The 12,957-nt window shown below is 71.3% G+C and carries 7 protein-coding genes and 1 pseudogene; 3 read left to right on the top strand and 5 right to left on the bottom strand.

Translation table 11 applies throughout. The features are described from left to right. The first annotated feature begins 29 nt into the window (after positions 1–29). Genes AC3EO7_RS29870 through AC3EO7_RS29880 form a run of 3 tightly spaced genes read left to right on the top strand, consistent with a single transcriptional unit; the run spans position 30 to position 3,164 of the window. Entirely contained in the window at positions 30–2,390 is a 2,361-nt protein-coding gene (locus AC3EO7_RS29870; protein WP_431964442.1) for a sensor histidine kinase, read from the top strand. Continuing rightward, the gene (locus AC3EO7_RS29875) at positions 2,368–2,793 is read left to right on the top strand and encodes a roadblock/LC7 domain-containing protein (protein ID WP_068061101.1); all 426 of its coding nucleotides are present in this window, start codon (positions 2,368–2,370) and stop codon (positions 2,791–2,793) included. Before AC3EO7_RS29870 ends, AC3EO7_RS29875 begins: the two co-directional genes overlap by 23 nt. Next, positions 2,790–3,164: a DUF742 domain-containing protein gene (locus AC3EO7_RS29880; RefSeq protein WP_431964439.1), complete on the top strand. Its 375-nt coding sequence runs from the start codon at positions 2,790–2,792 to the stop codon at positions 3,162–3,164. Before AC3EO7_RS29875 ends, AC3EO7_RS29880 begins: the two co-directional genes overlap by 4 nt. A 9-nt stretch (positions 3,165–3,173) precedes the next feature. On the opposite strand, the gene AC3EO7_RS29885 is transcribed toward AC3EO7_RS29880, so the two are convergent. The 5 genes and pseudogenes from AC3EO7_RS29885 to AC3EO7_RS29905 all read right to left on the bottom strand — a co-directional run bounded on the left by AC3EO7_RS29885 (position 3,174) and on the right by AC3EO7_RS29905 (position 12,947). Continuing rightward, positions 3,174–5,129: an FAD-dependent oxidoreductase gene (locus AC3EO7_RS29885; RefSeq protein WP_435593044.1), complete on the bottom strand. Its 1,956-nt coding sequence runs from the start codon at positions 5,127–5,129 to the stop codon at positions 3,174–3,176. A 180-nt stretch (positions 5,130–5,309) separates the two neighbouring features. Beyond that, positions 5,310–6,089, bottom strand: a complete 780-nt coding sequence (locus AC3EO7_RS29890; RefSeq protein ID WP_431964435.1) for a DNA-formamidopyrimidine glycosylase family protein — start codon at positions 6,087–6,089, stop codon at positions 5,310–5,312. Between the two features lie 15 nt (positions 6,090–6,104). Beyond that, positions 6,105–9,113, bottom strand: coding sequence for an Lhr family ATP-dependent helicase (locus tag AC3EO7_RS29895; protein WP_435593071.1), 3,009 nt, complete (start codon positions 9,111–9,113; stop codon positions 6,105–6,107). Positions 9,114–9,250: 137 nt separating this feature from the next. Continuing rightward, positions 9,251–11,153: pseudogene (locus AC3EO7_RS29900) on the bottom strand (DEAD/DEAH box helicase); the annotation flags it as partial. A 150-nt stretch (positions 11,154–11,303) separates the two neighbouring features. Next, positions 11,304–12,947, bottom strand: a complete 1,644-nt coding sequence (locus AC3EO7_RS29905) for an acyl-CoA dehydrogenase family protein (protein ID WP_431964433.1) — start codon at positions 12,945–12,947, stop codon at positions 11,304–11,306. Positions 12,948–12,957 lie beyond the last annotated feature (10 nt).

Here is a 12,957-nt window from a genome sequence, read left to right on the forward strand (position 1 = left end):
GCAGAATCAGACGCGTATTACCGACCGGCATGCGGTCCCGCCCCCTCGGCGTCCGAACCAGACTATTGGCGATCGTCCTCATTCCGAGCGTCGCCCTGCTCGCGCTCGGCATCGGCGCCACCGCGTACCTGGTGAAAACCGGTCGCAATGCGGCGTCTTGGGCCGAGATGGCCACTTCCGTGACCACCCCGGCGATCCTGATGATCGAGGCGTTCCAGGAGGAGCGTCGCGCCTCGCTGCTGCTGTTGGCGGGCGACGACGACGCGACCCACACCCTGCCTGCCGCACGCAAGAATTCCGACGACGCGCTGGCCACGCTGGATTCCCTGGGCGATACCGCCTCCGAACTGCGTCCCGACCTCGCGGGCGATATCGACAGCTACGACGTGCTCTACCGGCAGTTGCCCGCGCTGCGCGGCGGCATCGACGCGCACGCCTTGCCGTCGGCGCAGGTTTTCCTCGCCTTCAGCCAGATCATCGACACCATCGTGCAGGCCTCGCTGCTGGCCGCCGAGGTGGCGCCGGACGCCGAGATCGCCGTCGAGCTGTACAAGGCGGTGCACGCGCTGCGCGCCGCCGAAGCGGTGTCGCGGGCGAGCGCGCTCGGCACGGCGGCGCTCATCACCGAACAGCTCACCCCCGAACAGCTCACCGAGTTCAGCCGCTACGTCGGCGACGGCCGCGGTGAGGTCGCCTACGCGACCACCGTGCTGACCGGCAAGCGGCAGGCACAACTGCAAGAGATCACCGCGAGTCCCACCTGGCGGCAGCTGACCGCGATGGAGGACGCGATCATCCAGCGGGGCACCAAGACCGGCGATTCCGACGCCCCGAATACCTCGACCTCGAACAACTCCACCGGCGACAGTTCCGGCAGGCAGTCGACCTCCCGCACCACCCGCACGGCCGACATCCCGCCGCCGCTGCCGCTCGGCGTCGGCGAATGGCAGCAGTCCGCCACCGCCGTGCGCTCGCAGCTGCTGAAGCTGTGGGAGGACCAGAGCCGCGACGCCCACCGCACCGCGGAGGCCACCGGCGAGCAGATCGCGCGCAACTCCCTCTACGGCGGCCTCGGCGTGCTCGCGCTGACACTGCTCGCCTTCCTCGCCGCCCTGCTGCTGGCCAACCGCTTCATCGGCCGCATGCAGCGGCTGCGCCGCGACACTCTGGAGCTGGCCGACGAACGGCTGCCCGAGACCATCCGTCAGCTCGGCGAGGGCGCCGAGGTCGACGCGCGGGAAGTCGCGCGCCTCGACTACGGCGGTGACGAGATCGGCCAGGTGGCCGACGCGTTCAACCGCGCCCACCAATCGGCCGTCTCGGCCGCGGTCGCCGAGGCCAAGACGCGGGCGGGCGTGGCCGCGGTCTTCCTCAACATCGCGCACCGCAACCAGGTGATGGTGCACCGCCAGCTGGCGCTGCTGGACAAGGCCGAACGCCACGAGGAGGACCCGGAACGCCTGGACCTGCTCTTCCAGCTCGACCACCTGGCCACCAGGGCGCGGCGCAACGCCGAGAACCTCGTCATCCTCGGCGGCGAGCAGCCCGGCCGTCGCTGGCGCAATCCGGTGCCGCTGATCGAGGTGGTGCGCAGCGCGGTCGCGGAAAGCCTCGACTACACCAGGATTCAGATCGGCAAGCTGCCCGACGTGCGCGTCTCCGGCGCAGCGGTGGCCGACCTGATGCACCTGATCGCCGAGCTGACCGACAACGCGACGGCCTTCTCGCCACCGGAATCGCGGGTCGAGGTGTCCGGCACGCTGGTCGGCAAGGGCGTGGCTATCGAGATCATCGACCAGGGACTCGGCATGCCGGAAGCCGAACTGGCCGAACGCAACGCCGTGCTGGCGTCCCCGCCCGACTTCAGCGTCGCCACGCTCTCCAGTGATGCCAGGCTCGGCCTCTTCGTGGTCGGGAAGCTGGCCGTGCGACACGGTATCTCGGTGCGGCTGACCGAATCCGACTACGGCGGAGTGCGCGCCATCGTGTTGGTGCCGACGGCGGTGATCGCCACCGGCCAGGAACCACCCGTGCGGGGCAACCAGGCCGTCCAGCAACCGCACGCGTTGGCGAACAACGGGACATTCAACGGCTTCGCCCCCGTCCCTGTCCTCGCCGCTCCCAGCCCCGTCGAGATCGCACCCGCCGCGACCGGCGAGGGCGATCGACCGGCGCTGCCGCGACGCCGCCGCTCCGACGCCTCCGACGAACCGGCCGCTCGGCTCGGCGGCACAGCGGGCGCACGCCCGCGCAGCGCCGAGGAGGCGCGCACGCTGATGTCGGCCATCGAGAACGGCACTCGGCAGGGCCGCCTGAACCGCGTCGACGACCCGACCGCAACGAACCCCGACCCGCAGGAAGGCACCGGTGACGACCTCCAAGCCCCGTAGTCTCGACTGGCTGCTAGACGATCTCGTCGAACGGCTGCTCGATGTCCGCTACGCTGTCGTGCTGTCCACCGACGGGTTGCTCCTCGGCCACAGCACGGCGATGAATCGCTCGGACGCGGAACGCTTCTGCGCCATGGCCTCCACCCTGCACGGCGTGGCGCGCAGCGCGGGCAGCCATTTCGACGCGGGCGGGGTCTGCCAGACGGTGGTGGAGCTCGACCGCGCGGTGCTGTTCATCACCGCCGCGGGCGACAATGCCTGCCTGGCCGTGCTCACCGCGGAGAACGCGAACATGGGCATGGTCGCCTACGAGATGAACCAAACCGTGCAGCGCGTCGGCGCGCACCTCTCGGTCGACCCGCGTCCGCAACCGCTCGACGGGGTCGGTTCGCGACGGCCATGAACGACCGGCGGGAGTCCTGGTTCGACGAGGAGGCCGGTCCCCTCGTCCGCCTCTACGCGGTCACCAACGGGCGCGCGGGCGGCGGCCGCCCCGAGCTGAACATGCTCACCCTGGTGGTACGCGCCGGATCGCGGACACTGCGGCGCAACGAACCCGAGTACGCCGACATCATGCGGCTCGCCCGCGAACCGCAGTCCATCGCCGAGCTGGCCGCGCAGCTGAACCTGCCGTTGACCTCGACCAAGATCCTGGTCGGCGACCTCATCGACGACGGCCTGCTCAACTTCCGCGATCCCGAACCGACGCCCGAGGCGGGTCCGCGGGACATGGATGTGCTGCGCGCCGTGCTCAAGGGGATTCAGGCGCTCTGACCCGCGCGCTCAACTCAGCCGCGCGGCAAGACGTTTCGCGTTCATCAGAGCGATCGCCTCGATCGACACCATGGGGTTCACGCCGGACGCCGTCGGGAAGCAGGACGCGTCCGCGACGACGATATTGGGCACCTCCCAGGTCGCGCCGTCGGGATCGGTCGCCGACATGTCGCGCGAGCCGCCCATTCGCGCCGAGCCCATGATGTGCAGCGCGCCCATCCCGCAGCGACCCGGCTCGTATCCGGCCGCGAGGCAGGACGCGACGAATTCCGCGTGCGAGCCGCTGACGCCGGGCTCGTACGTCGCGCCCGCTTGATGGCCGGAGAAGACGCGTCGCGCGCCCGCCGCCTCGAGAATGCTTGCCGCGCCCGCGATTCCGGTGTGCAGGTGGGCGCGGTCGCGCTCGGAGAGCCGGTAGCGGACGATGGGCTCACCCGCCTGGTCCACCGTGACCCGCCCGTGGTCGCGGTCGCGGGTGATCACGCCGACGGCCGCGGTGCGGGCCAGATCCAGCATGGCGGCGCGGTGCTCCGCCCCGCCACGCCAGTTCATGAAGCCGACCAGCAGGCCGGGGTGCAGCGGGCCGGTCTCGTAGATCACGCCGTAGCCGTGCTCGTCGAGATCGCTGTGCCTGCGCGAGATCCGGGTCTGCAACCCGCCCTCCCACGGCCGGATCTCCTCGTCGAAGACGCCGAACACCGCCGAGGCCGGATGCAGCCGCAGGTAATCGCCGATGTTCTTGTTCCGCAACCCGGAACGACGCAGCAGCGCGGGCGTCTGGACGGCTCCCGCGGCGACCACCACGGCGCGGGCGCGCACCGTGAACTCCGCGCCGTCGGCGGTGACCGCGCGGACGCCCTCGGCGCGGCCGCCGGAGACCTCGACGCGGCGGACGTCGGCGCCGACCACCAGGCGCGCGCCGTGCGCGGCCGCGTCGGCCAGCCAGGTCTTGGTCACGGTCTGCTTCGCGCCGAGCCGGCAGCCGTAGCCGCAGCGACCGCACTCGACGCTCGCGTCGCAGGCCGCGGTGACGTTGCGTGGCAGCGGGGCGACGTCCCAGCCCAGCGCCGCGAGCCCGCGCTCGAGCACCCCGTCGCGCGCCGAGCCGGGCGAGCGGTCGTAGGTGACGCCCAGCCGCTGTTCGACGGCGTCGAGGGCGGCGCCGTATTCGCCCTCGGCGAACTGGGTGGCGCCCAGGCTCGCCCATTCCGCGCGCACCTCGTCCGGTGTGCGCAGCGAGGTGCTCCAGTTGACCACCGTGCCGCCGCCGAGGCACGTGCCCGCCACCAGGGTGAGCTGGCCTTCCGCGGTGGCCGCCGGGCCCGGCGCGTACAACCGCAGCAGCGCGTCGAGTTCCCCGGCACCGAAGTCGGCGTCGTCGTAGTACTCGCCGCGCTCCAGCACGATCACGTCGAGGCCCGCCTCGGCGAGCACCGCCGCCGCCGCGCCGCCGCCCGCACCGGAACCGACGACGACCACATCGCAGTCCAGGGCCGCGCCCGCCTCGGGCCGCACCGGATGCAGGGCGGGCTTCGGCGCGTTGGGCAACGGGCCTGGCGGGGAGGGGTAGCCCATCTCCTTCCACAGCGGATTGCTGCCGTCGGGTCCCGGCGTGGTGTAGTACGCCAGCAGCGCGGCTTGCTTGAGCGCCTGGAAGATCGCGCGCTTGGCGCCGAACCGCGATTCGCCGAGCCGAAGCAGCAGCCGTTCGCGGTCGGCCTGCGAGCGGGCCGAGAACCGGCGCGGACCCATGCCCGCGAGCAGGCCGAGGACCGGCGAATCCCACAGGCCGAGGAGCGTCGCCACCTGTTTGCGTTCGGCCTCACGCGGATTGCGGGAGAGCAGTCGGACCACCACGTCGGCGACGCCGAGCTCGGAGGCGGGCGGCAGCGCGAGACCGTCGCCGGGCGCGAACGTGTCGCAGATCAGCTCCAGCGCCGCCCGCTGCCCTGCCGTGAGTTCCATGGCATTCTCCCCGAGACCGGAAAAGTGTGCGGCGCAATCGGAATTGCTGCTCACATACGTTCAACGAGCTCGAACCCTACTCCGGAGTTTTGTGGGCGTAAAGACCGATTGGCAACCGATTGGGGCCGTGTCCTACCGACGCTCACAGAGAATGCGAAACAACTTCCTTGGGCTGCGCCCTCAGGCCGGTTCCGGTTGGCAGCGAGGGCAATAGTAGATGCCGCGCTCGCGCTGCGTGATGCGATCCGAGGCCGGGTTCGTCTCACCGAGCGGCCGCACCTCGATCCGGGTGCCGCAGCGTTGACACGGACGACGCTGGCGGCCGTAGACCAGCGGTCGCCACGGCGGCCGGTGCACCGCCTCGGTGAGCACCCGGTGCGCCTCGTTGACCAGGGCGAGCAGATCCGGCACCGCGGCGACCGGGGTGGCCGGGTGCACTCTGCGGAGGAAGCAGACCTCGCTGCGGTAGATGTTGCCGATGCCCGCCAGATTGCGCTGATCGAGCAGGGCGAGGCCGACGGGTTGCGCGGGATGTCGCGCCAAGCGCCGAACCGCCTCGGCCGCATCCCAATTCGCGCCGAGCAGATCGGGGCCGAGGTGATCGGTCGCGGTGTGCTCGTCGGCGCGGCGCAGCACCTCGACAGTGCCGAGCGAGAAGCCGACGGCCTCGGTGTCGTCGGTGCCGAGCACCACGCGCGCGCTCACCCGCGGCCGGGTCCAGCGCTCGCCCACGCAGTAAGTGCGCCACTCCCCCTCCATCTTCAGATGGGTGTGGATGCTGGCGGTGGTGGTGCGGATGAACAGGTGCTTGCCGTAGCTGCCGACCTCTTCCACCAGATCGCCGACGAGATCCACCGTCGCATAGCGCGGCACCCGGAAATCGCTGCGCACCAGCGTCTTTCCGGAGAGCGCGAGCCGCAGCCGATGCGCGGTCAGAAAGACCGTGTCACCCTCGGGCATTCACCTCTCCCGCCGTCACGGTTGCCTCCGCAGGCGCAGCCCGCGCGGCGTGGCGGAGAAACCCGCCTCGGCGAGGAAGCCCGCGAAGGTGTTGCCGTGCACCGATTCTCCGTCCACCCGGTCGATCACCAGTGAGTCGACCCTCCGGCGGCGGACCAGCTCGGCGAGTTCCGCGGCGGCGGCCTGGCGCGCGTTCGGGTCCTCGGTGAAGGTGAGCAGCGTCTTGCCGCCGCGCTCGAGATAGAGCACGAGGTCACCGTCCACCAGCACGACGAGCGCGCCCGCCTTGCGGCCGGGGCGGTGGCCGCTGTCGCCGTCGCCCTTGGGCCAGCCGAGGGCCGCGCCGTACGGATTGGCTGGGTCGCAGGCGGCTATCGCCAGCGCCTTGCCCCGCCGCGCCGGATCGCCGGAGCGGGCGCGGTCGGTGTCGAAGGAGCGCAGCCGGTCGACCACGTCGGTGGTGGAGAACTGCGCGCCGCCGAGCGAGTCGACGAAATAGCCACGGCGGCACCGGCCGCGATCCTCGAATTCGGTGAGCACCCGGTACATCAGCGCGAAACCGCCCGCCACGCCCTCGTTCTGCACCGATCCCCTGGTCAGCACGCCGTAGCGCTCCAGAAGCATGTCCGCCGTGGCGTGCGCGCGAATCGTGTTGTCGGCGACGCGTTCCGGCAGCAGCGACCAGCGCCCGGCGACCGCGGGCGGACCCGATCGGGTCGGCATGCTCGGGCGGGGCAGGTAGGCGCGGCCGCGTGGTGCGCGACGCGGCGTCCGGTGCGCGGTCGTGGTGCGCGAGGTGCCCGCGAGCAAGGCGCGCACCGGCGCGAAGGTGTCGCCGGAGACCACCCCCGCCCACACCAGCTCCCACAGGGCCGCGGCCACCGCCGTGTCGTCCAGCAGGCCGGTGGCGTCGGAGAGCTGACGGAAGAAGTACGCGCCGCCGCCGTGCAGTACCGGAGGCAGCCGGATGGGCTCGGCATCGGCGCGGAGCGCAGCACCGGCCGGATGCTCGTCCGCCGACGGCGCGGAACCATCGAGCGGCGAGGCGGTGTCTCCTAGGGTGAGCTGTGTCCGCGCCGCCAAGGACGCGCCGAGCGCGTCGAGCAGGCGCAGGTGTGTCTCGGACAGCTCGATCTCGTCCGGCGGCGCCAGCGTGAACGAGGCCTGCTCGGCCAAGTGCAGCGCGATCCACCCGTCCTTGGCCGTGATGGCGCCGTGCCCTGACCACACCACCTCGCCGGTGGCCATCAGCTCGTCCAGCATCGCGGGCGAATAATCGCGGACCCGGGCGGGCAGGATCAGCGACTCCCACGCCGAGGCCGGAATGGGCACTCCGGCAAGCTGTTCCACCACGGCCGCGACACCGTCGACGCCGCGCAGCTCGCCGGTCTCGACATGCTGCCAGGACGGCAGGAAGCGCCCGAAGGCCGCGGTCGCGACGGGCTCCACCTCGTGCCGCGCCGCGGCGAGCGACCGCCGTCGCAGCCGCCGCAGCACCTGGGTGTCGCACCATTCGGCGCCGTTGGCCCCCGGCGTGAATTCGCCTTCCACCGCCCGCTTTTCGGCTACCAGGCGATGCAACGCAGTAGCGGCGACGGCGGGGCCGATACCGAAGCGCGCGGCGACGGCGTCGGTGGTGAACGGTCCGTGCGTGCGGGCATAGCGGCCGACCAGGTCGCCGAGCGGGTCGGCGACCGGTTCGATGAACGCGGCGGGAGTGCCGATCGGCAGCGGGACGCCGAGCGCGTCGCGCAGGCGGGAGGCGTCCTCGACGGCGACCCACCAGGTCCGGCCCGCGAACGAGACCTCCAGCGCGCGCCGGGCTTTCGCGAGTTCGCCGAACCAGGGACGCGGGTCGGCCGCGGGTTCGTCGACCGCACCCGAATCCGCCCCCTCGTCGGCGGCGCTGGGCACCGCGTCATCGACAAGGCTCGGCACCGCCTCATCGGCACCCTGCGGCCGCTCATCATCGACCTCGTGCGCTGACGCACCATCGACCCCGCGCAGCTGCACATCACCGGCAGCATGCGGCAGCGCACCGTCGACACCCTGCAGCCGCACCGCACCGACACAGCGCAACGCCGCCTCTTCCGGGGTCAGCGGCCCGAGCAAGCGCAGCAGGTCCGCGAGGCCCTCGGCGTCGCGCGCGCGGCGTTCCGGCGTGAGCCGTTGCAGTTCACGCTCGGTCTGCGCCAGCACCACCGGGTCGAGCAGCTCACGCAGTTCGACGCGGCCCAGCAGCTCGGCGAGCAACCCGGAATCCAGCGAGAGCGCGGCGGCCCTTCGCTCGGCCAGCGGACTGTCACCCTCGTACATGAACTGGCCGATGTAGTCGAACAGCAGCGCGCCCGCGAACGGCGAGGGCGTCGCGGTCTCCACCTCGACCAGTCGCACCTGCCTGCGCGCGACCCGGCCGAGCAGATCCCGCAGGTTCGGCAGATCGTAGACGTCGCGCAGGCATTCGCGCACCGTCTCCAACAGGATCGGGAAGTCGGGGAACTTGCGCGCCACGTCCAGCAGCTGCGCCGAGCGCTGCCGCTGCTGCCACAGCGGGGCGCGTTTGCCCGGATCGCGCCGTGGCAGCAGCAGCGCCCGCGCCGCGCATTCGCGAAACCGGGACGCGAAAAGCGCGGAGCCGCCGACCTGTTCGGTGACGATGTCGTCGATCTCGTCCTGTTCGAAGACGAACAGCTCCGCGCCGGGCGGATCGTCGGTGGTGTCCGGCAGCCGCACCACGATGCCGTCGTCGGAGGCGGTCGGCGCGGCGTCCACGCCGAACCTTTCGCGCAGCCGGGAGCCGACCGCGAGCGCCCACGGCGCGTGCACCGGCAGACCGTACGGCGAATGCAGCACCAGCCGCCAGTCGCCCAGTTCGTCGCGGAACCGCTCGACGATCAGCGTCCGGTCGGTGGGCAGCTGACCGGTGGCGGTGCGCTGATCCTCCAGCAGAGTGACGAGATTCGCGGTGGCGTTGTCGTCGAGTCCGGCGGCGCGGGCGAGGCGGCCGAGGCCGTCGGTCTCCACATTCGGTGCGGAATCGCCTGCGGCGCCGCCTTTCCCACGTTCGGCGCGCCGGGACGTGCCCTTCCGGGATGCGGACGGTCCCTCGGCGGCGGCCGTCGGGGCGACCGGTCTGGTGAGCGCCTGGGCGGATTCCCGACCCGCATTGCGGATGAATTCGCCCAGCGCCGCGCCCAATTCGGCGGGCCTGCCGAGGCCGTCACCGTGCCAGAACGGCAGCCTGCCCGGCTGTCCGAAGGCGGGCGTCACCATGACCCGGTCGAAGGTGATCTCCTCGATGCGCCAGCTGGTCGCGCCGAGGGCGAACACGTCACCGACGCGGGATTCGTAGACCATCTCCTCGTCGAGTTCGCCGACCCGTGAGTTCCGTTCGCCCACCATGTACACCGCGAACATGCCGCGGTCCGGGATCGCGCCGCCGGAGGTCACCGCCAGCCGCTGCGCGCCGGGGCGGCCGGTGAGCGTGCCCGCGTCGCGATCCCACACCAGCCGGGGGCGCAGTTCCGCGAATTCGTCGGAGGGATAGCGGCCGGAGAGCAGGTCGAGCACCGACTCGTAGGCAGAGCGCGGCAGCCCGGCGTAGCTGCCGGTCCCGCGCACGATGTCGAACCAGGCGTCCACGTCGATCGGTTCGAGCGCGCAGGCCGCGACCGTCTGCTGGGCCAGGATGTCGAGCGGGTGGGCCGGGATCTGAATCGCCTCGATCTGCCCGGTCACCATCCGCTGCGCGGCGACGGCGCAGTGGATGACGTCGGTGCGGTGCTTCGGGAACAGCACGCCGCGGGAGATCTCGCCGACCTGATGACCAGCGCGCCCGATGCGCTGCAAGCCGCTCGCCACCGAGGGCGGCGCCTCGACCTGCACCACCAGGTCGACCGCGCCCATATCGATACCGAGTTCCAGGCTGCTCGTCGCGACCACGCAACGCAGGCGACCGCTCTTCAGATCGTCCTCGATGAGCGCGCGCTGCTCCTTGCTCACCGATCCGTGGTGCGCGCGGGCCAGCAGCTGGCCGGCCCCGTGGATCACCTCGGTGGACGCGCCCAGCTGCGCGGGCGGCGCGGGCGCTGTGTCGATCGGATCACCGAGCCGGGCCGCGTAGGCCTCGTTGAGCCGGGCCGTGAGCCGTTCGGCCAGCCTGCGCGAATTCGCGAACACGATCGAGGAGTTGTGGTCCAGGACCAGATCGACGATGGCCTCGTCCACGTGCGGCCAGATCGAGCCCGGCTGATCGGATTCTCCGGGCTCGGTCATGTCCGCCACCGGCACCCGCACCGACAGGTCGAAGGTCTTGGGGGCGGGCGGGGACACGATGGTGATCGGCGCGTTGCCCACGAGGAACCGGCCCACCTCCTCCGGCGGGCGCACGGTGGCCGAGAGTCCGATGCGCTGGGCGGGCCGCTCGGTCATCAGATCCAGCCGGGCCAGCGACAGCGCCAGGTGCGAGCCGCGCTTGGAACCGGCGATGGCGTGCACCTCGTCCACGATCACCGTCCGCACGGTGCGCAGGGTCTCGCGCGCCGCGGAGGTGAGCATGAGGAACAGCGACTCCGGCGTGGTGATCAGGATGTCGGGCGGCGTGCGCTGCATCGCGCGCCGGTCAGCGGCGCTGGTGTCGCCCGAGCGCACGCCGACGGTGATGTCGGGCGGGTCGAGACCGAGCCGTTTGGCGGTCTGGGTGACGCCGACCAGCGGCGCGCGCAGGTTGCGCTCCACGTCCACCGCGAGCGCCTTCAGCGGCGACACGTACAGCACCGTGGTGCCCGCGTGCTCGACCTTGCCGTCTCCGGTCTCGCCACCTTGACGGCGCGTCCGGCGCTGGGCCGCCTCGCGGTCCCGGCGCTCCCGCGCGGCCAGTTCGTCGATCGCCCACAGAAACGCCGAGAGTGTCTTGCCCGAGCCCGTCGGCGCGACCACCAGGGTGTGTTCTCCGGCCGCGATGGCCTGCCACGCGCCGAGCTGGGCCGAGGTCGGCGCGGGGAAGGCGCCGTCGAACCATTCCTGGGTCGCGCGGGAGAACATGGCGGTGGAGAAGGTGGCCATGCGATCAGTCTGCACCCCGCCACCGACAGGCACCCGGCCGCGCGGCGGCAACCGGCCGCTCGGAGACGCAGTCGCCGTCGAGCCGGGTCGAGGAAGGCATCAACGCCGCCTACAACCTCTCGGACGAACCCGAAAGCATGGCCACATCGACTAGATGACTTTGGGGAGGGCCCGCTCGATGATCGGGGTGGTGTCGAGGGCTGGTGGCAGAGTTCCGTAGGCGGTTCCCCAGTCGCGGTGCAAGCGGGTGGCGCAGAACGCATCCGCCACCGCTGGGTGTCCGTGCCTGACCAGGAGCGAGCCCTGCAGGGTGAGGGCCATGGTTTCGACGAGGCGCCGGGCTCCGGCTTGGACGCCGTCCAGATCGTCGGTGGTGAGCAGGGCGCCGAGTTCGGTACGCAGACGATCGGCGGCAGCATCGAGGTTCCGGTCGGCGCCGGCGGCTTTGTCGACCTCGGCGAGGAAAGCGGCGACCGTCTCCGGCTGTTTGGCCATGGCGCGCAGCACGTCGAGCGCCGCGACGTTGCCGGAGCCTTCCCAGATCCCCAGCACCGGAGCTTCACGGTAGAGCATGGGCATCCCCGATTCCTCGACATAGCCGTTGCCGCCGAGGCATTCGAGGGCTTCGGCGATATGCGCCGGCCAACGCTTGCACAGCCAGTATTTCGACACGGCGAGCGTGAGCCGTTGGAAGTGGTCCTCGGCCTCGTCGCCGTTCTTCGCCCGGTCGGTCGCGGCCGCGAGCCTGGTCATCAAGGTGGTGGCAGCCTCGGCCTCGACGGCCAGATCCGCCAGGACGTTGCGCATGAGCGGCTGGTCGATGAGCTGGCGGCCGAACGCACGGCGGTGAGCGGTGTGGTGGATAGCTCGAGTGAGGCCGGCGCGCATGCCCGAGGCGGCGCCGATCACACAGTCCAATCGGGTCAGGTTGACCATTTGGAGAATCGTCGGCACACCGCGGCCTTCCTCCCCAACCAACCAGGCCGTCGCTTCGTCGTACTCGACCTCGGCGGAGGCGTTGGAGTGGTTGCCGAGTTTGTCCTTGAGCCGCTGCAAGTGCATGCGGTTGCGGGTGCCGTCGGGTAGGACCCGCGGGAGCAGGAAGCACGACAGCCCGCCGGGCGCCTGGGCCAAGAGCAGGAAGATGTCGCTCATCGGCGCCGAGGTGAACCATTTGTGTCCGGTGACCAGATAGGAGCCGTCGGGCTGCGGGACGGCACGAGTGGTGACGGCGCGCAGATCCGAGCCTCCCTGCTTCTCGGTCATCGACATACCCGCGATCAGGCCCGCCTTGGTGAGCGGCGGTCGAAGCCCGAAATCATAAGACCGCGAGACCAGAAGCGGCTCATAGGAACTCGCCAGGGCGGGGCTGTGCCGCAGCGCGGCCACGCTGGCATAGGTCATCGATATCGGGCAGATGTGACCGGCCTCCGTCGGCCAGACGTACAGCTTCGCCGCCCGAGCGAGATGTGCGTAGGGCCGGTCGTCGTCCCAGGCCGATCCGTGCAGCCCGTGGCCGACCGCGCGAGCCATCACCTCGTGCCAGGCGGGGTCGAACTCGACCTCGTCGATGCGGTGCCCATACCGATCGTGGGTGCGCAGGACTGGTGGATGAGCGTTGGCCTGCCGCGCCCACGCCTGGACCCGTTCCGAGGCGGCCATGGCGCCGACCTCCCGAACCTCGGCCTCGGCCTCGCCGCCCCCGTCCCGGTGCAGACCTTCCAGCAGAGCCGGATCGTCGGCCGGATTGTGGCCGGTCAGCGGGGGAACCTGGTTGAAGACCACATGGGTCATTACGTCTCCC

The organism is Nocardia sp. bgisy118, assembly GCF_057708605.1.

Coding starts and splice junctions, on each gene's coding strand:
- AC3EO7_RS29870 (WP_431964442.1), top strand. CDS start 30: ATGCGGTCCCGCCCCCTCGGCGTCCGAACCAGACTATTGGCGATCGTC.
- AC3EO7_RS29880 (WP_431964439.1), top strand. CDS start 2,790: ATGAACGACCGGCGGGAGTCCTGGTTCGACGAGGAGGCCGGTCCCCTC.
- AC3EO7_RS29885 (WP_435593044.1), bottom strand. CDS start 5,129: ATGGAACTCACGGCAGGGCAGCGGGCGGCGCTGGAGCTGATCTGCGAC.
- AC3EO7_RS29890 (WP_431964435.1), bottom strand. CDS start 6,089: ATGCCCGAGGGTGACACGGTCTTTCTGACCGCGCATCGGCTGCGGCTC.
- AC3EO7_RS29905 (WP_431964433.1), bottom strand. CDS start 12,947: ATGACCCATGTGGTCTTCAACCAGGTTCCCCCGCTGACCGGCCACAAT.